The sequence below is a fragment of the Anaeromyxobacter sp. SG17 genome (genome assembly GCF_022690695.1).
Classification (GTDB): domain Bacteria; phylum Myxococcota; class Myxococcia; order Myxococcales; family Anaeromyxobacteraceae; genus Anaeromyxobacter; species Anaeromyxobacter soli.
In genome coordinates, this window is the sequence record NZ_JALCYX010000055.1 from 1 (window position 1) to 19266 (window position 19266).

The window sequence follows — 19266 nt, forward strand, 5'->3', positions numbered from 1 at the left end:
CTCCCGCCTCCGCGCCCGGGGCGAGGGCCGCCGCCGGGGCCCGCTCGCGTGGCGCCGGAGCCGGAGAAGCGCCCTCGCCCGCCCGCCGGCCGCGCTCCGCCCGCCCTTCCGCGGCGGAGCCCGCGGCCTCGCCGCGCGCGCCGGGCTCGATCTCCACGAGCGAGACCGTGAGGGGCTCCTCCGGCGGCGGCGCGAGCGGCCCGGCCCGCATCGCGGCGAGGAGGGCGGCGTGGAGAATCGCGGAGACGGCGACCGCGAGGGCCAGCCAGCGCCGCTCGCGCGCGCGCGCCTCGCGCGACCCCGGCACGCCGCCGCGCGCGCTCACCCGCCGCCCCCGGGCACGAGCGCGTCGGCGATCTCCTCGAGCTCCTCGAGCGAGCTCAGGGTGGCCACCCGCGTGCAGCGCGGGGCATAGAGGGGCATCTCGCTGTCGCCCATGCCCCACGCCATGCGCGGCTCCGGGCAGATCCAGAGCAGGCGGCGCGCGCGCCGCCGGAGCTCGTCGAGGACCCACGCCTCCGGCGCGTTGTAGTTGTTCCGCCCGTCGCCGATGACGATCACGGTGGTGCGCCGGGTGACCGCCCCCCGGAAGTCGTCGTGAAAGGCCTTGAGCGCGCGGCCGTAGTTGGAGTTCGCGGAGAGGCTCACCGCGCGCGCCGCGACGGCGAGCTGCGCCGCGCGGGTCGGGTCCCGCTCCGCGCGCAGCCGCTCCGTCACCTCGGCGAGGTCGGAGACGAACACGAACGTCCGCACCCGCGTGAAGAGGCTCTGCAGCGTGTAGAGGAAGAGCAGCATGAGCCGGGTGACGTGCCGGACCGACTCGGACACGTCGCACAGCACCACGACCTCCGGTCGCTCCCGCCGCCGGTGGCGGAACACCAGCCGGGCCGGCACTCCCCCGAGCGCCAGGTTCCGCCTGAGCGTCCTGCGCACCGCGAGCGCGCCGCGCCTCCGCGAGCGCTCTCGCCGGACGAGCCGCGCGCGCAGCCGCTCCGCGAGCCGGCGCACCGCGAGCTCCACACGCGCCGCCTCCTCCCGCGAGACCGGCGCGAGCCCCCCCGGGAGTGGGCCGGCTCGCAGCGTGCGCGCCCGCCCCTCCAGCTCCGCCCAGCGACGGGCCGCCTCCTCCACCTTGCGGAGCGCCGACTCCAGCGTGGCGGTGACGAGCTGGCGCGCGCCCGCCCCGAGCCCGCGCTCCCGCAGCGCGCGCTCCAGCGCGGCCGCGTCGTCCTCGAGCGCGCCGCCGCCCGCCGCCGCGAGGAGCCGCCGCGCCTGGAACCCGGCCGCGCCGGCGCTCGCGAACGCGCCGAAGTCGACCTGCAGCGCCGCCCCGCGCAGGAGGCGCGCGAGCAGCGCCGGGTCGCCGCCCAGCGCGGCGCGCGCGAGCGGGCTCATGCCGCGGAGGAGCTCCTCCATGGTCCGCGCGACGAGCTCGAGGTCGTCCCCCTCGAGCAGCCCCTGCGCGTCGAGCTCGCCCACGACGCCGCGCTCGAGCCCCCCGAGCGCGCCCCCGAGCGCCGAGAAGTAGAGATCGAAGAGCCCGTCGAAGACCGGCACGTCGCGGGAGCGCTTCACGAGGGTCGCGCGGAGCGCCGCGCGGAAGCTCCCGCGCTCCGAGGCACCCACGAGCGCCGCGGCCTCGACTGCGTCGGCGACCTCGGCGGGCGAGACCCGCACCCCGTTCGTGCGGAGCAGCCCCGCGAACTCGGCGACGCGCGCGTACACGCGGCCGATCCTAACCGGAGCCGGCCGGCTCGTCGCCGGATCCCGCGGGGGCTTTGGGCAGGCGCGGCAGCCGGGGCGGGCGCGCCCCGCGGCGCACGGCGCCGTCCACCGGCGCGTAGGCGAGCTCCTCGCCCGCGCGCACGGCCCGCAGCATGAGCCCGCCGCGGCTCATGTCGCCCCGGCCGACGAAGTCCTGCGGGAACAGCAGGCGGCGGCCGAGGATGGCGAGCAGCGGCTCGACGTACTTGGGGCTCGCGATGCTGCCGAGCAGCACCACCTCGCCCTCGGGCCCGAGCCGCTCGCCGAGGAGCCGCGCGTCGCGCTCGAGCGGGGCGCGGAAGCGCACGTCCCTGGCGTCCACCGGCACCGCGGCGAAGGCGCGCAGCTCCGCCGCCCGGATCGTGGCGTCCACCGGCACGAGGCCCGCCCCCGGGGCGATCACGAGCGCGCCCGGGACGTCCCGCGGCGGACGCCCGAACGCACGCGCATAGGCGAGCTTGCCCCGGAAGTAGAGGCCGCTCGCGAAGGCGAAGACCTCCCCGAGGGGCGCGCCGTCGCCCTGGACCGCGTGCGCGAGGGCGAAGCGGGCGCGCGGGGAGAGGACGAGCGCCATGCGCTCGCCCCCGCTGTTCGCGGGGGAGAGGAGGAACACGCGGTGCGCCGCCCGCGCGGCCGCGGTATCACCACCCTCGATGACCTCGTGGGTCCTGCCCGTCTTCCTCGTCCTCTTCGCCATCCAGTACGCGGTCGAGACCGGCCTCCTCCTGCTCAACCTGCGCCACGTCGCCCGCGCGCGCGGGGTGCCGGGGCCTCTCTCCGGCCGCGTCGACGAGGCGACGGCCGAGCGGAGCCGCGCCTACACGCTCGCGAACGGCCGCTTCGCGCTCGCGCACGGGGCGTTCTCCACCGCGCTCACGCTCGCGATCCTGCTCTCCGGCGTGCTCCCCGCGCTCGACGCGGGGCTCGCGGCGGCGGGGCTCATGGGCGCGCACCGGTTCGCCGCCTTCCTGGTCGCGCTGAGCCTCGCGTTCTCCGCGGCCGCGCTCCCGTTCGCGCTCTTCCACACCTTCGTGCTCGAGGCGCGCTTCGGCTTCAACCGCACGACCCTGCGCCTCTGGCTCGTGGACCGGCTGAAGGCGCTCGCAATCCAGGCGGCGCTCGGCGTCCCCCTCCTCTACGCGACCTACGGGTTCATGCGCTTCACCGGCGCGCTCTGGTGGGTCTGGCTCTTCGCCTTCTACGTGGCGATCCAGCTCGTCCTGCTGTGGCTGTACCCGTCGATCATCGCCCCCATCTTCAACCGCTTCCAGCCCTTGCCGGACGGGCCGCTGCGCGCGCGCGTCGAGGCGCTCGCGCGCGAGGCCGGGTTCGCCCACCGCGGGCTGTACGTGATGGACGCGTCGCGGCGCTCGGGCCACTCGAACGCCTACTTCACCGGGATCTTCCGTCCCCGCATCGTGCTGTTCGACACGCTCGTCGAGAAGATGAGCGTGGACGAGGCGGCGAGCGTGCTCGCCCACGAGATCGGCCACTACCGCGCGCACCACGTGCAGCGGCGGCTCGCGCTCTCCGCGGCCGGCACCCTCGTCCTGCTGTTCGCGCTCTCGCGCCTCGTGCCCTGGCCGCCGCTCTACGCCGCGTTCGGCTTCGAGGGCCCGAGCCTGCACGCCGCCCTGGCCCTCGTGTCGCTCGGGGGCGGCGCGTTCGTGTTCTGGCTCTCGCCCCTCGCGGCGCGGCTCTCGCGCCGGCACGAGTACGAGGCCGACCGGTACGCGGTGCGCCTCGCCGGCGCGCCGGAGGCGCTCGAGACCGCGCTCGTGCGCCTCAACGGCGAGAACCTCTCGAACCTCCACCCGCACCCCTGGTACAGCGCGTGGCACTACAGCCACCCGGTGCTCGTGGAGCGGCTCGCGGCGATAGAGCGGGCCGCCGCCGCCGAGCGGCAGGCGGCGTCGCCCGCGGCGGGGTGACTCGCGAGGACGCCTGGCCTGAACGGACGGATCGGGGCTCGCGACGCCGGAGGTGCCGCGCGAATCAGCCCCGGTCGCTCACGCGCTGCCCGTTGGAGCCGCGTAGAGGTCCGTCACCGTCGAGCCGAGGAAGGCGACGAGCGCGTCCCGCTTCAGCTTGAGCGTGGGCGTGATGAGCGCCGGGTGATCCTGCGGCGAGCCGGGGATCACCACGAGCCGCTTCGGCTTCTCGTAGTCGCTGAACGCGCCGAGCGCGGCGCGGGCGCGCGGGAGCAGCTCCTGGGCCGCGTCCTTCCCCGCCGCCGCGATCCGCGCGAGCTCCTCCGCCGCGACGAACACCGCCGCGGCCACGAACGGCCGCCCCTCCCCGAGCAGCATCGCCCCCTGGAACGGCGCGGCCGACGCGATGGCCAGCTCGATGGGCTCGGGCGTCACCTTCTTGCCGGTCGAGAGCACCATCAGGTCCTTCTTGCGCCCCTCGATGCGGAGCAGCCCCTCCGCGTCGAGCTGGCCGATGTCGCCGGTGCGGAAGAAGCCGTCCTCGGTGTACGCGCCCTGCTCGTCCTCGCGCTCGAGGTAGCCGGTGAGGAGGAGCGGGCCCCGGAGGAGCAGCTCGCCCTCGGGCGAGAAGCGGAGCTCGTGGTCGGGCGTGACGACGCCGGCGCTCCCCGCGCGGCGCCCGCCTGAGAACAGGTTCGAGGAGATGAGCCCGGCCGTCTCGCTCATGCCGTACAGCTCTACGAACGGCATCCCGAGCGCCTCGAAGAAGCGGAACAGGGCGGGTGCCGCGGGGGCACCCCCGGAGAAGAGGCCGCGCACCCGGCCGCCGAGCTTCGCGCGCACCGCCTTCCCCACGAGCCGGTCGGCGAGCCGGGTGAGCGCGCGATCGCGCGCCGAGCGCCCGCCGTCGACGCGGACGCGCGCCGCGGCGGCGAGGGAGGCGTTCGCGAGCGCGCGCAGCGGACGGGGGAGCGCCGCGAGCTTCGCCTCGACGGCCCCGCGGATCCGCTCGTAGACGAGCGGCACGGAGAACAGGTACGTCGGACCGAGCGCCAGCCCGCGCTCGAGGTCCTCGCGGCGCGACAGCATGACGAGGCCGTGCGTCTCTGCCAGCGCGAGGGCGAACTGATCGTGCCCGGCGACGTGGGCGAACGGGAGGAAGTGGAGTCCGACGTCCTCCGGCGTGCGGCCGACGGCGACGTGACCGCCCTCGATGGCGTGCACGATGGCGCGCTGCGCGAGGCGGACGCCCTTCGGCCGCCCGGTGGTGCCGCTCGTGAAGAGGAGCAGGAACGGGTCCTCCTCGCCCGCGGCGCGGGCGAGCGCCTCGAGCGCGTCGAGGTCGACGCCCTCGCCCGCGAACACCTCGGCCACCGTCGCCGTGCGGACGCCCGCCGGCACGGAGGCCGGCGCGAGCGGCTCGGCCGAGACGATGGCCACGAGCCCCGCGGCCGCGAGCTCGGCGGCGATGGGGGCGAGCTTGGCCCAGAGCGCCGCCGAGCCGACGAACGCGATGCGCGGCCGCACGCGCCGCGCGATCCCCTGCACCGGCTCGGGCGCGAGGCTCGCGAACAGCGTCGCAGGCTCGGCGCGGAGGGCCTGGGCCCCGAGGGCGAGCATCTGCCACTCGGGCGAGTTCTCGGCGAGGAGGAGGACGCGCGTGCCCGGGCCCACCCCCGCGTCGCGGAGGAACGCGGCGGCGCGGCCCGCGCCGGCGGCGAAGTCGCCGAAGGTGAGGACGCGCGGTGGCGCGCCGGGCGTCGTGGGATCGAGGTACCGGATGAAGACCTTGCCGGGGACGCGCCGGGCGGCGGCGACCATGAGCCGCGGCAGCGTCCGCTCCGGGAACCGCTCGATGGAAAGTCTCCGGTCCATGCTCTCGCTCTCTCCCAGGGCGTGCGGGTGGGGAGCGTGGCCTGAGACTGTCATGCGCGTGTCACCGCGGACGCGCAAGCGCCCCCCGCGACAGGGTCCCCGCAGCAGGGTCAGCGGGCCGCGGTGAGGAGCGCTACCGCCTCGACGTGGTGCGTCTGCGGGAACATGTCCACCGGCTGCACCGCCGCCACCCGGAAGCCCGCCTCGACGCAGGCGCGCAGATCGCGCGCGAACGTGGCGGGATCGCAGGAGACGTAGACGGCGCGCGGGACCCCGAGCTCCCGGAGCGCGGGCCCGATCCCCTTCGCCCCCTCCCGCGGGGGATCGAGGAGCACCGCCCCGAACCGTCGCGCCGAGGGGCCGGTCTCGCGCGCGAACGCGAGCGCGAGCTTCAGCGCGTCCCCTGCGAAGAACCGGACGTTCCCGGCGCCGGCCAGGTCGGCGCGGGCGAGCTCGAGCGCCGGCCCCTGGACCTCCACCGCCGCGACGGCCCGGGCGCGCGCGGCGAGCGGACCGGTGAAGTTCCCCGCCCCGCAGTGCAGCTCGAGGACGTCGAGGCCGTCGGGCGCGAGCAGGTCGAGCGCGGCCCGGACGAGCAGCGCGTTCGCGCCGCGGTTCGCCTGCTGGAAGACGTCGGGCCGGGAGCGCTGCAGCCCGGCGCCGGCCTCGCCCGGGACCCGGGCGTGGCGCAGCACGGGCTCGCCCACGAGGGCCGGCGGAGCACCCTCGGCCTGCAGCACCACGCCGGCGAGCCCCGGCACCGCCTGGAGGAGCGCCTCGACGCGCGAGCGCACCGCGGGCGAGAGCGCGGGGAGGAGGAGCCACGCCGCTCCGCGCCCCTCGAAGGCGGACCACTCGAGGGCGACCTCGCGCGCGGGGAGGCCCGCCCGGACGAGCGCCGGCCCGACGGCCTCGCGCAGCGCATCGAGGCGCTCGTCGAGCAGGTGACACTCGCGGAGCCGCACCGGCGCGTGCGAGCGCCGCCGGAAGTACACGAGCCGGCCGCTCGCGCGGTCGAGGTGGAACTTCGCGCGCGCGCGGTAGCGGAGCGGCGACGGGGAGCCCAGGATCGGGCGCGCCTCGTAGGCGCCGGGCGAGAGCCGCGCGATGCGCCGCAGCGCCTCCGCGACGGTCCGCGCCTTCGTGGCGAGCTGGGCGGCGTAGGAAACGTGGAGCCACTCGCAGCCGCCGCACTCTCGATCGGGATCTTCCGAGAGGCCCCCTGGCCCAAAGTGCACGCAGGGCACGGGGACGCGGACGGCGCCGGGGGCCTCGAGCGAGACGAGCGTCCCGTGCGACGTCCCCTCGCCCGCGGGGACGTCGGCGACGACGCGATCGCCAGGGGCGGTCCACGGCACGAACACCGTCCGCGCGCCGGAGCGCCCCACCCCCTCGCCGCCGGAGGCGAGGTCGTCGATCGTGAGCTCGGTTCGCACGGTCAGGAGAGTTAGCGCGGACGGCGCCCGGTGTCACCGCGGCGCTCGCGCGGGCAGAGGCGCGGCTTCACGCCTCCTCGAGCTGGTGGCGCAGCCGGTTCACGAAGGCCTCGAGGTCGCTCCGCTTGGAGTCGTCGAGGTCGGTGAACTCGACCCCCATGCCGGGCACGAGGTTCACGCGGTTGTCGAACTCGGTGACCCGCGCGACGCGACCCGTGAGCTGGTAGGGGAACGACGCGCCGGGGAGCTGGATGAGGATCTTCACGCCCGTGCCGACCGGCAGCGGGCTGCGGGTGTTGATGAAGAGCCCGCCCTGGCTGATGTTCGTGGCCCAGTCCGTGAGGAAGCTGCCGACGCTGCGGTACGCCACCGGGATCTCGTGGTGGAGGCGCGCGGTCTTGCGCTTGTTCCCCGGCGGGCGTTGCATGTCGAAACTGTAGCAGCAGCGATCGGGGCGGCCAAGGACGCTGCGTGCGCCTCACCGGCACCCCGCCAGAGCTCGTGAAGGAATCGGGGCCTTCGCGAGGTGCAGCAGGCCCATTCGTTCACGCGCTCACGCGAGGACGAGCTCCACCCCGACCCCGCGCGCGCCGAGCCGCGCCGCGGCGCTCCCCTCGCGCACCGCGAGCTCCACGCGGCCCCCGCTCCCCACGTAGGCGACGAGCTCGCCGGGGGCGCCGTCACCGAAGGTGCGCACGAAGCGCACGCGCTCCCCCCCGACGCGCACCTCCGCGACCGCGGCGCCGGCGAGGTCCGCCTCGCGCACCGAGGTGACGAGGTTCCCGAACGGATCGGCGGCGAGCGTCACGCCGGCGAGGGCGCCGCCGCGGCGCTCCGCCCCGGGCCAGGCGAGCCGCTCCGGATCGGAGAGCGAGGGGCCGAGCCGCTCCGGCGCGCCACCCGCGGCGAGGAACGCCGCGGCGGGGGCGAAGAGGTCTCGGCCGTGGAAGGTCGCGCTGCGCGGCGCCGGCACCGCGACGCCCGGGGTGATCTCGAACGCACGCGCGCCCGCGCCGAGGAAGGGCGTGAGGAGCCCGTTGTCGGGGCCGACGAGCAGGCGCCCCGCGGGATCGACGACGCACAGCGCGCGCCGCGCCGTCCCCACGCCCGGATCGACCACGGCGAGGTGGATCGCCGCCGGCGGGAACCAGGGCACGCACGCCTCGAGGAGGAGCGCGCCGGCCAGGACGTCGAACGCGGGCACCTCGTGCGACACGTCCACGAGCCGCGCGTCCGGATGCGCGGCGAGCAGCACCGCCTTGAGCTGCGCCGGGTAGCCGGAGCCGGCGCCGAAGTCCGTGAGGAGCGTGAAGAGCGGGCCCAAGATTCCCCGTCGAAGGGTGAGCGCCGCCTCAGACCTTCATCGTCCTCACGTCCGGCGCGACGATGAGCTTCGGCTCGGTGAGCCGCTGGACCGAGTCCACGGTCTCGCCCGGCGCGAGCTCGCGGAGCACGAGCCCGTCCTGGGTGACGTCGAGCCAGGCGCGGTCGGAGCAGATGGCGGAGACGCAGCGGCGGCCGGTGAGGGGCAGCGCGCACTGCCGCAGGACCTTGGGGCGCCCGTCCTTGGTCGCGTGATCCATCATCACGACCACGCGCCGCGCGCCGGCGACGAGGTCCATCCCGCCGCCCATCCCCTTCACCATCTTGCCGGGCACGAGCCAGTTGGCGAGGTCGCCGTGCTCGGACACCTCGAGCGCGCCGAGGATGGCGAGGTCCACGTGGCCGCCGCGGATCATCGCGAACGACTCGGCCGAGGAGAAGAACGAGGCGCCGGGGAGGACGGTCACCGTCTCCTTGCCCGCGTTGATGAGGTCGGGATCCTCCTCGCCCTCGTACGGATACGGGCCGACGCCGAGGATGCCGTTCTCCGACTGGAGCACGACCTCCACGCCGGGCGGCACGTAGTTCGACACCAGCGTCGGCATCCCGATGCCGAGGTTCACGTAGAAGCCGTCGCGGAGCTCCTGGGCGACGCGGCCGGCGATCTGCTCGCGGGTGAGCGGCATGTCTCGGTCCTCCTCAGGAAGGCCGCGGACGGACCGTCCGCCGCTCGATCCACTTCTCGTACCGCTCGCCCTTCACGACGCGCTTCACGTACACGCTCGGCGTGTGGACCGCGTCGGGGTCGAGCTCGCCCGGCTGGAGGACGTGCTCCACCTCCGCGATCGTGATCTTCGCGGCGCTGGCCATCATCGGGCCGAACTGGCGCGTCGTCTTCCGGTAGAGGAGGTTGCCCCAGGTGTCGGCCTTCCACGCGTACACGAGCGCGAAGTCCGCCTTGAGCGGACGCTCGAGGAGGTACTCGCGCCCGTCGATGACCCGCGTCTCCTTGCCCTCGGCGACCTGCGTCCCGACGCCCGTCGCGGTGTAGAAGCCGCCGATGCCGGCGCCGCCGGCGCGGATGCGCTCGGCGAGCGTGCCCTGCGGCACGAGCTCCACCTCGAGCTCGCCCGAGAGGAACTGCCGCTCGAACTCCTTGTTCTCGCCGACGTACGACGAGACCATCTTCCGGATCTGGCGCGCCTTCAGGAGGATGCCGAGGCCCTGGTCCGTCGTGCCGCAGTTGTTCGAGATGACGGTGAGGTCCTTCACGCCCTTGCGGTGCAGCGCGGCGATGAGGTTCTCCGGGTTGCCGCACAGGCCGAAGCCGCCGACCATGAGGGTCGCGCCGTCCCGGATGTCCGCCACCGCCGCGTCGGCCGACTCGACGAGCTTGTTCATGGGAGCTCCTCAGCGCTCGACCACGAGCGCGACCGCCTCGCCGCCGCCGATGCAGAGCGACGCGAGCCCGCGGTGCTTGCCGAGGTCCTTCATCGCGTGGAGCAGCGTCACGAGGATGCGCGCCCCCGAGGCGCCGATGGGGTGACCGAGCGCCACCGCGCCGCCGCGCACGTTGACGTTCTTCGCGTCCAGGTCGAGGAGCCGGTTGTTCGCGATCGACACCACCGCGAACGCCTCGTTGATCTCCCAGAGGTCGACGTCCCTCGTCGCGAGCTTCGCCTTCTCGAGCGTGAGCTTCACCGCGTCCGCGGGGGCGATGGTGAACTCGACCGGTGCCCGGGCGGCCCCGCCCCAGGCGCGCAGCCGGCCGAGCACGGTGCGGCCCTCGCGCGCCGCGCGCTCGGCGCTCATGAGCACCACCGCGGCGCCGCCGTCGTTGATGGACGACGAGTTCGCGGCGGTGACGCTGCCGTCCTTCTTGAAGACCGGCCGGAGGCCCGGGATCTTGTCGGGCTTCGCGTTCTTGGGCCCGTCGTCGTCCCAGACGAGCGTCTTCTCGCCACGCTTCGCCTCGACCTCCACCGGGACGATCTCGGCCTTGAAGGCGCCGCTCCGCCACGCCTCGATCGCGCGGCGGGTGGACTCGAGCGCGTACTCGTCCTGGGCGGCCCGCGAGATGCCCTGCGTGGTCGCGCAGGCCTCGGCGCACATGCCCATGTGCTGCTGGTTGTACACGTCCCACAGGCCGTCGTGGACGAGCCCGTCCACGAGCTCGACGTTGCCCATGCGCGCGCCGGTGCGCGCGGCGCGGTCGTAGTACGGGACGTTCGACATCGACTCCATCCCGCCCGCCACCACCACCTCGGCGTCGCCGAGGGCGATCGCCTGCGCGCCCGAGATGACCGCCTTGAGCCCGGAGCCGCAGACCTTGTTGAGCGTCCAGCAGGGCGTCTTCTCCGGGAGGCCGGCGAAGAGCGCCGCCTGCCGCGCGGGCGCCTGACCCACGCCCGCCTGGAGCACGTTCCCCATCACGACCTCGTCCACCGCCGAGGGCTCGACGCCCGCGCGCTCGAGCGCCGCCCGGATGGCGGTCGCGCCCAGCCGCGGGGCGGTGACGCTCGCGAGCGAGCCGAGGAACGAGCCGATGGGCGTACGCGCCGCCCCCACGATGACCACTTCGCGTCCGGGCATTGATGACCTCTCGTCGTCGGGAGCTCCGGAGGGACCTCCGGGCGCCCGGGAACATAGGATGCGCCGATCCGGCGCGCCAACCGAAGCTTTACCGCGCCGGCCTTGCCCGCGCGCGGCGCCCTCTCTAACCTGCCCACCCCGACATGCCCCCTGCCGCCTCGCCCGCCATCATCGTCCACGGCGGAGCCGGAAGCCTCGGTTCCGATGACCCAGCCTCATCCGGGGGCGCCGACGCCCCGCGCCTGGAGGGCGTCCGCCTGGCCTGCGACGCGGGCCAGGCGGTGCTCCTCGCCGGCGGGAGCGCGCTCGACGCGGTGGAGACCGCGGTGCGGGTGCTCGAGGACGACCCCACCTACAACGCGGGCACCGGCGCCACCCTCACCGCCGCGGGCGACGTGGAGCTCGACGCCTCGATCATGGACGGCGAGACGCTCCGCTGCGGCGCGGTCGCGGTGGTGAAGGACGTGCGGAACCCGGTGACCCTGGCGCGCGCGGTGATGGAGCGGTCGCAGCACGTGCTGCTCGCCGGGCCGGGCGCGTCCGCGTTCGCGCGCGAGGCGGGGATCCCGCCGTACGAGAACGCGCTGCTCGTGACGGCCCGCCAGCGCGCGCGATGGGAGGAGGCCTGCGCCGCGGCGGCCGGGACCGGGCCCGCGGGGGCGCCCTTGCCCGGGAAGAAGTTCGGGACCGTCGGCGCGGTCGCGCGCGACGCGCGGGGACACCTCGCCGCCGCGACCTCGACGGGCGGCATGCAGCTCAAGCTCCCGGGCCGCATCGGCGACACGCCGCTCATCGGCTGCGGCACCTACGCCGACGACCTCCTCGGCGCCGTGTCGTGCACCGGCCACGGCGAGCGGATCATCCAGCTCACGCTCGCGCGCCTCGTCGCGGATCGCGTCGGTCGCGGCGCGACGCCCATGGACGCGGCGCGCGAGGCCATCGCCGCGCTCGGCCGTCGCGTGCGAGGAGAGGGCGGCGTGATCGTCGTCGGACCGCGCGGAGAGGTCGGCTTCGCGCACAACACCCCGGTGATGAGCCGGGCGTGGACGACTCCGGACGGAGACGTGGTCGCGGAGCTCTGATCATGAGCGCCGCCGTCCTCCATCTCGACCCAGCCAGCCGGTCGGCTCCGCGCGCGGTGCGCGCCTCATCTCCTTCGCCCGCCTGCCTGGGCCCTCATCACGTTCCTCGATGGGAAGACGCTCAGGAGCCCGGCGAGCGCGACGCCGCAGGGGAAGTCCCACGGTCTCGCGTCATGGCCCGGGGTCACGCCTTGGATGAACTCCACCTGACCGTCGAATTCGCCGCGCGTCGCCGTCGGCGGGGGATGCGCCGGGCCTCCGCGACGCACAGCCTCGGGCCGACGGGCCATGGAGACCCGGCGAACGGAGGAGGTCGGGGGATGAACTGGAGTCAGCGAGTGAGGACGGGCGTGTTCGGCTGTGCGATGGGCGCGATGCTGACGCTACCGACCCTGGCGGCGGCCCACCTGCCACCCTCGTGCCCCGAGACGTGGAACCCGGCGGCGCAGCCCGAGAAGTTCGATGGGGTTCCGGGCGGGTGGTCGACCGCTCCGGGCACGAAGAACGAGGCCACGCCGCAGAATCCGGACGGCTTCTTCCTCCTGCAGTCGGCGGATGGGCACGGCCTCAAGCTCTACAACGGGTGCCCTGGCATCGGCGGCGTCGAGGACGGGAACGGCGACGGCGAGCAGATCGACGCGCTCGTCGTCCCGGACGGCACCGCCATCAAGTACACCGAGGCGAACGGCAAGGCGCCGGGCTGGAAGCGGATGGCCGGCAGCAAATCGGGTAACCCCCACTCCGACTACGTCTACGTTCACGTGTGGGGCCAGGGAGATCTCTGGATCTGCGACGAGAAGGACGCGACCGCGTGCACCTGCTGCTACGTGCCGCCGCCGCCCTTCACGCCGCCGGCGGACTGATGGCGCTGATCGCTCGAGTCGACCCGGCCCACCGCTCGCCCTTCGACAGGCTCGGAGGCGAGCAGTCTTTGCTCCGCTCCTGCTGAGCGCTTCAAGCACGAGCGGGTCCCGGCATCGAGAGGCCGTCCCGTCGCGGGGCGGCCTCTCGCATTCCAGCCACTAGCCTCCGCGCGAGATGCTGCCGCTCCCCGCGGACTTCGCCTCCTCCACTCGCCCCTCGCCGTGCCACGTCACGTCACCCGAGCCGCTCGTGCGCGCGCGGAGGGCTCCGCCACCGAGCGTCAGCTCCACGGCGCCCGACCCGGACGTACGGACGTCGGCGTCGTGCGCGGTGAGCTCTCGCGCGCGGATGTCGCCCGACCCCATCGTGCGCCCGACGAGGGTCTCCGCCTTGCCCGCGAGGGTGATCTCGCCCGAGCCCCTCGTCGTGACCTCGAGCCGCGCCGCCTCGCCCCGCCAGCGGATCTCGCCCGAGCCGGTCGTGTCGAGCGCGAGGTCTCCCTTGCCGCCGTCGACGACCGCCTCGCCCGAGCCGCGGGTCTCGAGCGCCCGGAGCTCCGGGACGGTCACGATGACGCGCGCCTCGCGGGACGGCCGGACGTCGTCATCGGTGTCCACCACGAGCGTGCTGCCCTCGACGCGCGCGCGGACGTGAGGCTGGAGGTTGGAGTCGACCACGACCGACACCGCGCGTGGCGGACCGACCTTCACGACCGCGTCGACGGCGCCGCGCAGCGAGATGCGATCGAAGGCGCCGGTCTCGCGCTGCTCGGTGGTGACGTTCCCGTCGCCGTCCAGGCGTCCGCGAGCGAGGGCGGGCGTGGCGGCGGAGAGGGTGGCGACGGCGGCGACGGCCGCGAGGGCGAGGCGCATGGAGGCTCCCGATCGGACGAAAAGCGGCCGAGGGATGCCCGGCCCGTGCGCCGGACACCCCCCGCCGGTCCTCTCTCCCCAGAGGGACGGATCGCTCTACGCGCGCGCCGCGGACTTATTTCGCGGCCGGGAGCTTCCCCAGGTCGAGGAACGGCTTCACGAGGTCGATGGGGAGGGGGAACACCACGGTGGAGTTCTTCTCCGCGGCGATCTCGACGAGGGTCTGGAGGTAGCGGAGCTGCAGCGCGCCGGGGGAGCGGGCGATGACGTCGGCGGCCTGGCCGAGCTTCTCGGCGGCCTGGTACTCGCCCTCGGCCGCGATGACCTTCGAGCGCCGCTCTCGCTCCGCCTCGGCCTGCTTCGCCATCGCGCGCCGCATCTCGTCCGGGAGGTCCACCTGCTTCACCTCGACCGCGGTGACCTTCACGCCCCACGGCTCGGTGTGACGATCGATGATCTCCTGGAGCTGGCGGTTGATCTTGTCGCGCTGGCTGAGGAGGTCGTCGAGCTCCACCTGGCCGAGCACGGAGCGGAGCGTCGTCTGGGCGAACTGGCTCGTCGCGAACAGGAAGTCCGTCACCTGGAGGAAGGCGCGGTCCGCCTGGAGCACGCGGAAGTAGATGACCGCGTTCACCTTCACGGAGACGTTGTCCCGCGTGATGACGTCCTGCGGCGGCACCTGCTCCGCGGTGATGCGCATGTCGATGATGATCATCCGGTCGATGAACGGGATGATCCACTTGAGCCCCGCGGTGCGGATGCCGGCGAACCGGCCGAGCCGCAGGATCACGCCCTGCTCGTACTCGTTGATGATCCGGATGCCGGAGAGGAACCAGAGCAGGACGACGGCGATGGGGATGGCGATTCCGATGAGCGGCACGTCTGGACCTCCAGGACCGTTCGTGGAGCGGCTTGCTTCGCAGCGTGGCCCTACTATCCCGCGGCGGCCGCCTCCGCGACCACCTTCACGGTGAGACCGTCGACCGCGACGACGCGGACGCGCGCCCCCTTCGGGATCGGGAGCGCGCTGCGCGCCTGCCAGTACTCACCGTGGACGAAGACCTCGCCCGCGGCCGGGCCGACGTCCGAGAGCGCCTCGCCCGCGCTGCCGAGGAGGCCGGGCGCCCCGAGCTGCAGCGGGCGCCGCCGCGTCGCGGCGATCTTCCAGGCCATGAAGCCGAGCGCGAGCGCGACCGCGATGGGCGTGGGCCAGACGATCCAGGGGGAGATCCGGAGCGCGCCCGGCGCGAAGCGGTAGTCGGGCGAGGCCTGATCCACGAAGAAGAGCAGGCCGAGCACGAGGCACGCCGTCCCTCCGAGGCCCGCGAGGCCGTGGGTCGTGACGTAGGCCTCCACGACGAGGAGCGCCGCCCCCACGAGCAGGAGGATCACCGCGCCCGCGTTCACCGGGATGACCCGCATCCCCATGAAGCCGAGGAAGAGCGCGAACGCGCCGACGACGCCCGGCACGAAGGAGCCGGGGTGGTACAGCTCGAGCGCGATCCCGAGGGTGCCGACGAGCATGAGGATCGCGAGGACGTTCGGGTCGGCGAGGAAGGACAGGAGCTTCTGGCGGAGCGTCTTCTCGTAGGGCTCGAGCGCGGCGCCGCGGGTCCGCAGCGTGCTCTCTCCGGCGGAGGTCTTCACCTTGCGCCCGTCCGCGGCGTCGAGCGCGGAGCGGAGGTCCGGCGCGGTGAAGTCCACGACGCGCTGCTTCACCGCGTCGGCCGAGGTGATGGCGACGCTCTCGCGGACCGCGCGCTCCGCCCAGTCGGCGTTCCGGCCGCGGGCGGCCGCGACGCTGCGCGCGAAGGCGGCGGTGTCGTTCTCCACCTTCTTCGCCATGTCCTTGCCGGCCTCCTCCGCGACGTCGCGGCCGGAGCCGGTCACCGGATGGGCGGCGCCGATGTTGGAGGTCGGGTGCATCGCCGCGACGTCCGCGGCGAGCGTGAGGAACACGCCCGCCGAGCCCGCCCGCGCGCCGGCGGGGCCGACCCACACGACGATCGGGGTGGGCGAGGCGAGCATCGCCTGCACGATCTCGCGGGTGGCGTCGAGCGCGCCGCCCGGCGTGTCGAGGGTGACGGCGAGCGCCGCGTAGCCGCCCTCGCGCGCCTTCGCGAGCCCCGCCTCGACGTACTCCGCGGTCCCGCCGGTGATCGGACCGCGGATCTCCAGCGTGAGCACCCGCTGCGCGCCGGCAGCGGGCGGCGCGACGGGGGCGGCGAGCGCGAGCGCCGCCGCGATCGCGGCCGTGGCCGCGACGGTGAGGCGCGCTCTCGAGAGAAGGCGCATGGCTACCTCCGCGGCGTGGGCCGCCCGAGCTCCTTCATGACGAGCTGCAGGTCCTCCCACGCCTTCTTCTTCTCCTCCGGGCTGCGGAGGAGATAGGCCGGGTGGAACGTCGGCATGAGCTTCACGCCGCCGTAGGTCGACCAGCGACCGCGGAGCCTGCTGATGGGCGTCGGGTCGCGGAGCAGGGTCTGCGCCGCGAACTTGCCGAGCGCGACGATCACCTTCGGTGAGATGGCGTCGATCTGCCGGCGCAGGAACGGCTCGCACGCCGCGATCTCGTCCGGCTCGGGGTTGCGGTTCCCGGGGGGGCGGCACTTCACCACGTTCGCGATGTAGACGTCCTCGCGCCGGAAGCCCATCGCCTCGATCATCCGGGTGAGGAGCTGCCCCGCCTTGCCGACGAAGGGCTCTCCTTGCGCGTCCTCGTCGGCCCCCGGCCCCTCGCCGACGAACATCAGCTCCGCCTGCGGGTTGCCCACGCCGAACACGAGGTGCGTCCGGCCTCCGGCGAGCTTGCAGCGCGTGCACTCGCCGAGGTCCTGCCGCAGCGCGAGCAGCGCGGGGCTGCCGCACCCCTTGCCGGCGAGGGAGTACTCGCCCTCGGAGGGCGCCGGCGAGCTCCCCACGCCGGGAGGAGGTGGCGCGGCCGGGGCGGTCGGGGCGGCTCGAATCGCTCCCTGCGGCGGCGGCTCCCTCGAGGTGGACGGCGGCAACACCGGTTCGGGGATCTCGGCGACGCCCGCGGAGCGCAGCCACGTGAGGTGGCGAAGCGCCTCCTCGGCGACTCGCGCGAGCTCCTCGCTCCCCTGCCCGACGTGCTTGCTCACGGCCGCTCGACCCCACGAGAAATACGGATCCGCGCGTTGCGACGCGACTGATCCGGAACCTAGAATCCCGACCAGATGACCACGAAGCGCCTGCTCGCCACCCTGCCACTTGCCGTCGTCGCGCTGCTCGTCCTGTTCCTACCGTCCGAGGCCCACGCGTGGGGCCCGCTCGCGCACCTCAGCTTCTCGGCGCAGGCGCTCGCCAGCCTCGGCGCGGTGCAGCCCTCGATGCGCGGCCTGCTCCAGGACTTCGGCCACGACTTCCTGTACGGGTCGCTCGCGGCGGACATCGTGGTCGGCAAGAACATGGCCAGGTACCTGTACCACTGTCACAACTGGCGCGTGGGCTTCAACGTCTTCAAGCAAGCGAAGCCCGGCGCGGAGCAGGCGTTCGCGCTCGGCTTCCTCGCCCACCTCTCCGCCGACACGGTCGCCCACAACTACTACGTCCCGTTCAAGACGGTCGCCTCGTTCCACAAGACGAACACGCGCCACGCCTACTGGGAGCTGCGCTACGACCAGCGCATGGACCGGACGCTGTCGCGGCTCGCCCGGCAGGTCTCGACCCGCGCGCTGCGCGAGCACGACGCCTTCCTGGACCGGACGCTCGCGGGCGCGTCGGTGCTCCCCTTCGGCGTCTCGAAGCAGCTCTTCCGCTCGCTCCTGGCGAGCGCGCGCATGACCCGGTTCCACCACGTGTCGCGCTCGCTGCTCGCGCCCGAGCGGAACCTGGTGCTCGAGCCGGACCTCGTCACCGAGACGAACGGCCTCGCGCTCGAGGCGATCCTCGGCCTGCTCACCGAGGGCGAGCGCTGCCAGGCCGCCCGCGCGGACGCCACCGGGGCGCGCAACATCCGGCTCGCGAGCGACCTCCGCAAGCAGCTCAAGCAGCGCACCGCGCGGCGGTACGTCCTCGCCCGCGACGCCCACGAGATCGCGGCGGAGACCCGCGAGAGCTTCCGCGGCGCGATCGAGGGCAAGCTCGTCCTGCCGTCCTCGCTCGCGAAGCTGGTCGCCTGAAGACGGACCGCGATCCGGCCCCGCTCATCCCCGTGGCTGGCGAGCGCCTTCCGGAACGGCGCCGTGAAGCGCCGTTCCTCGACGGCCTGCTAGCTCGCCTTCGGCCGCCGCCCGTCGAGCACCGGGAGGATCCAGTCGAGGATCGCCTCGGCGACCTGCTCCTTCGTCCCCTCGATCTCGGCGAGCTCGCCCGACGAGACGAGGGCGACCCGGTTCGTGTCCGAGCCGAAGCCGGCGCCGGGCGCGCCCACCTTGTTCGCGACCACGAGATCGCAGCGCTTGGCCTTCAGCTTCTCGCGCGCGTGGACGATGACGTCCTCCGTCTCGGCGGCGAACCCGACCAGCACCGGCGCGTCCGGACGGTCCGCGAGCCGCGCGCCGAGCCCGGCGAGGATGTCCGGCGTGCGCGCGAGGACGAGCGTCTCCTCCCCCGGGGACTTCTTCCGCTTCTGCGGCGCGACCTCGCGCGGCCGGTAGTCGGACACCGCTGCCGCGCCCACGAAGAGATCCATGCCCCCGGCCGCCGCGTCCACCGCGCGCGCCATCTCCTCCGCGGTCTCGACGCGCACGACCCGGACGCCGGCGGGGTCGGCGAGCGCGGTGGGCCCGGAGACGAGCGTCACCTCCGCGCCGCGGCGCGCCGCCGTCGCCGCCACCGCGTAGCCCATCTTCCCGGTCGAGGGGTTCGAGATGAAGCGCACCGGGTCGATGGGCTCCCGCGTCGGCCCCGCGGTGACGACCACGCGGCGCCCGGCGAGGTCCTGCCGGCCGAGGAGCCGCGCCGCCGCGAGCGCGATCTGCGCCGGGTCGGCGAGGCGCCCCTCCCCCACGTCCCCGTCCGCGAGCTCCCCCGCCTCCGGGCCGACGACGTGCATCCCGCGCGCGCGGAGCGCCGCGAGGTTCTCCTGGACCGCCGCGTTCGCCCACATCCGCGTGTTCATCGCCGGCGCCACGAGCACGGGGCACCGCATCGCGAGGAGCGTGGTCGTCACGCCGTCGTCGCCCATGCCCGCACGGATCCGCGCGATGAGATCGGCCGTGGCCGGCGCGACGATGGCGAGGTCCGCCGAGCGGGCGAGGCCGAGGTGCCCGTAGGCGAGGTCGGCCGCGGGATCGAGCAGGTCGACGAGGACGGGCGCGCCGGAGATCGCCTGGAAGGTGAGCGGCCCGACGAAGCGCGTCGCGGCCGGCGTCATGGCGACGCGCAGCGTGCCGCCGCCCTTCACGACGAGGCGCCCGACCTCGCAGGCCTTGTACGCGGCGATGCCGCCGCCGACGCACAGGACGACCGTGCGGTTGCGGAAGTTCATGCGGGCCATCTTACAGCGTTGCCCGTTCGGACCGCGCCCGTCGTGAGGCGCGAGGGTGGCGTCGCGCTCCGGGCA

The 19266-nt window shown here is 74.5% G+C and carries 18 protein-coding genes and 1 pseudogene; 4 read left to right on the top strand and 15 right to left on the bottom strand.

Annotated features, from left to right (window positions below):
- From MNY60_RS17225 to MNY60_RS17235, 3 genes and pseudogenes are all read right to left on the bottom strand, one after another.
- A pseudogene (locus MNY60_RS17225) lies at nt 1-307 on the bottom strand (hypothetical protein); the annotation flags it as partial.
- Nucleotides 308-321: 14 nt separating this feature from the next.
- On the bottom strand, nt 322-1725 hold the full coding sequence (locus MNY60_RS17230; RefSeq protein WP_242361234.1) for a VWA domain-containing protein: 1404 nt from the start codon (nt 1723-1725) through the stop codon (nt 322-324).
- 10 nt (nt 1726-1735) lie between these two features.
- Nucleotides 1736-2461, bottom strand: a complete 726-nt coding sequence (locus MNY60_RS17235) for a hypothetical protein (RefSeq protein WP_242361236.1) — start codon at nt 2459-2461, stop codon at nt 1736-1738.
- On the opposite strand from MNY60_RS17235, the gene MNY60_RS17240 reads away from it, so the two are divergent.
- The gene (locus MNY60_RS17240) at nt 2418-3695 is read left to right on the top strand and encodes a M48 family metallopeptidase (protein ID WP_242361238.1); all 1278 of its coding nucleotides are present in this window, start codon (nt 2418-2420) and stop codon (nt 3693-3695) included. The two genes, MNY60_RS17235 and MNY60_RS17240, sit on opposite strands and share 44 nt — an antisense overlap.
- 78 nt (nt 3696-3773) lie before the next feature.
- On the opposite strand, the gene MNY60_RS17245 is transcribed toward MNY60_RS17240, so the two are convergent.
- From MNY60_RS17245 to MNY60_RS17275, 7 genes are all read right to left on the bottom strand, one after another.
- Complete coding sequence (locus MNY60_RS17245; protein WP_242361240.1) at nt 3774-5570, bottom strand: AMP-binding protein; 1797 nt, start codon at nt 5568-5570, stop codon at nt 3774-3776.
- Between the two features lie 110 nt (nt 5571-5680).
- Nucleotides 5681-7006: a class I SAM-dependent RNA methyltransferase gene (locus MNY60_RS24370; RefSeq protein WP_242339744.1), complete on the bottom strand. Its 1326-nt coding sequence runs from the start codon at nt 7004-7006 to the stop codon at nt 5681-5683.
- Between the two features lie 67 nt (nt 7007-7073).
- Nucleotides 7074-7433 carry a TIGR02266 family protein gene (locus MNY60_RS17255; protein WP_242339746.1) on the bottom strand — a complete coding sequence of 120 codons (360 nt, stop codon included), beginning with the start codon at nt 7431-7433 and terminating at the stop codon, nt 7074-7076.
- Nucleotides 7434-7559: 126 nt separating this feature from the next.
- Nucleotides 7560-8330 carry an S-adenosyl-l-methionine hydroxide adenosyltransferase family protein gene (locus MNY60_RS17260; RefSeq protein WP_242339749.1) on the bottom strand — a complete coding sequence of 257 codons (771 nt, stop codon included), beginning with the start codon at nt 8328-8330 and terminating at the stop codon, nt 7560-7562.
- Nucleotides 8331-8358: 28 nt separating this feature from the next.
- Nucleotides 8359-9015: a 3-oxoacid CoA-transferase subunit B gene (locus tag MNY60_RS17265; RefSeq protein ID WP_242339751.1), complete on the bottom strand. Its 657-nt coding sequence runs from the start codon at nt 9013-9015 to the stop codon at nt 8359-8361.
- Between the two features lie 13 nt (nt 9016-9028).
- Nucleotides 9029-9730 (bottom strand): CoA transferase subunit A, encoded by a 702-nt coding sequence (locus MNY60_RS17270; RefSeq protein ID WP_242339755.1) that lies wholly within the window; start codon nt 9728-9730, stop codon nt 9029-9031.
- A 9-nt stretch (nt 9731-9739) separates the two neighbouring features.
- Nucleotides 9740-10921 carry an acetyl-CoA C-acetyltransferase gene (locus MNY60_RS17275; protein ID WP_242339762.1) on the bottom strand — a complete coding sequence of 394 codons (1182 nt, stop codon included), beginning with the start codon at nt 10919-10921 and terminating at the stop codon, nt 9740-9742.
- Between the two features lie 143 nt (nt 10922-11064).
- Here MNY60_RS17275 and MNY60_RS17280 point away from each other — a divergent pair, with 143 nt between their 5' ends.
- Nucleotides 11065-12003, top strand: coding sequence for an isoaspartyl peptidase/L-asparaginase family protein (locus MNY60_RS17280; protein WP_242355818.1), 939 nt, complete (start codon nt 11065-11067; stop codon nt 12001-12003).
- Nucleotides 12004-12323: 320 nt separating this feature from the next.
- Nucleotides 12324-12866 (top strand): hypothetical protein, encoded by a 543-nt coding sequence (locus MNY60_RS17285; RefSeq protein ID WP_242361242.1) that lies wholly within the window; start codon nt 12324-12326, stop codon nt 12864-12866.
- Nucleotides 12867-13025: 159 nt separating this feature from the next.
- Here MNY60_RS17285 and MNY60_RS17290 read toward each other — a convergent pair whose 3' ends face one another.
- The 4 genes from MNY60_RS17290 to MNY60_RS17305 form a co-directional block, all read right to left on the bottom strand.
- On the bottom strand, nt 13026-13739 hold the full coding sequence (locus MNY60_RS17290; RefSeq protein ID WP_242339773.1) for a head GIN domain-containing protein: 714 nt from the start codon (nt 13737-13739) through the stop codon (nt 13026-13028).
- A gap of 115 nt (nt 13740-13854) precedes the next feature.
- The gene (locus MNY60_RS17295; RefSeq protein ID WP_242339775.1) at nt 13855-14619 is read right to left on the bottom strand and encodes a slipin family protein; all 765 of its coding nucleotides are present in this window, start codon (nt 14617-14619) and stop codon (nt 13855-13857) included.
- Between the two features lie 53 nt (nt 14620-14672).
- The gene (locus MNY60_RS17300) at nt 14673-16034 is read right to left on the bottom strand and encodes a nodulation protein NfeD (protein ID WP_242339777.1); all 1362 of its coding nucleotides are present in this window, start codon (nt 16032-16034) and stop codon (nt 14673-14675) included.
- A 2-nt stretch (nt 16035-16036) separates the two neighbouring features.
- Nucleotides 16037-16861: a uracil-DNA glycosylase gene (locus MNY60_RS17305; RefSeq protein ID WP_242339779.1), complete on the bottom strand. Its 825-nt coding sequence runs from the start codon at nt 16859-16861 to the stop codon at nt 16037-16039.
- Nucleotides 16862-16936: 75 nt separating this feature from the next.
- Between MNY60_RS17305 and MNY60_RS17310 the strand changes: the two genes are divergently transcribed.
- Nucleotides 16937-17881, top strand: coding sequence for a zinc dependent phospholipase C family protein (locus MNY60_RS17310; protein WP_242339781.1), 945 nt, complete (start codon nt 16937-16939; stop codon nt 17879-17881).
- 89 nt (nt 17882-17970) lie between these two features.
- Here the strand turns inward: MNY60_RS17310 and coaBC are convergent, their stop codons facing one another.
- Entirely contained in the window at nt 17971-19191 is a 1221-nt protein-coding gene (gene coaBC / locus MNY60_RS17315; protein ID WP_242339783.1) for a bifunctional phosphopantothenoylcysteine decarboxylase/phosphopantothenate--cysteine ligase CoaBC, read from the bottom strand.
- Between the last annotated feature and the right edge of the window lie 75 nt (nt 19192-19266).

Bases quoted from the DNA above. Each gene is read 5' to 3' on its own strand.
- MNY60_RS17240 (WP_242361238.1), top strand. From the start codon at position 2,418: ATGACCTCGTGGGTCCTGCCCGTCTTCCTCGTCCTCTTCGCCATCCAG.
- MNY60_RS17235 (WP_242361236.1), bottom strand. From the start codon at position 2,461: ATGGCGAAGAGGACGAGGAAGACGGGCAGGACCCACGAGGTCATCGAG.
- MNY60_RS17245 (WP_242361240.1), bottom strand. From the start codon at position 5,570: ATGGACCGGAGACTTTCCATCGAGCGGTTCCCGGAGCGGACGCTGCCG.
- MNY60_RS17255 (WP_242339746.1), bottom strand. From the start codon at position 7,433: ATGCAACGCCCGCCGGGGAACAAGCGCAAGACCGCGCGCCTCCACCAC.
- MNY60_RS17265 (WP_242339751.1), bottom strand. From the start codon at position 9,015: ATGCCGCTCACCCGCGAGCAGATCGCCGGCCGCGTCGCCCAGGAGCTC.
- MNY60_RS17270 (WP_242339755.1), bottom strand. From the start codon at position 9,730: ATGAACAAGCTCGTCGAGTCGGCCGACGCGGCGGTGGCGGACATCCGG.
- MNY60_RS17275 (WP_242339762.1), bottom strand. From the start codon at position 10,921: ATGCCCGGACGCGAAGTGGTCATCGTGGGGGCGGCGCGTACGCCCATC.
- MNY60_RS17280 (WP_242355818.1), top strand. From the start codon at position 11,065: ATGCCCCCTGCCGCCTCGCCCGCCATCATCGTCCACGGCGGAGCCGGA.
- MNY60_RS17285 (WP_242361242.1), top strand. From the start codon at position 12,324: ATGAACTGGAGTCAGCGAGTGAGGACGGGCGTGTTCGGCTGTGCGATG.
- MNY60_RS17290 (WP_242339773.1), bottom strand. From the start codon at position 13,739: ATGCGCCTCGCCCTCGCGGCCGTCGCCGCCGTCGCCACCCTCTCCGCC.
- MNY60_RS17300 (WP_242339777.1), bottom strand. From the start codon at position 16,034: ATGCGCCTTCTCTCGAGAGCGCGCCTCACCGTCGCGGCCACGGCCGCG.
- MNY60_RS17310 (WP_242339781.1), top strand. From the start codon at position 16,937: ATGACCACGAAGCGCCTGCTCGCCACCCTGCCACTTGCCGTCGTCGCG.
- coaBC (WP_242339783.1), bottom strand. From the start codon at position 19,191: ATGAACTTCCGCAACCGCACGGTCGTCCTGTGCGTCGGCGGCGGCATC.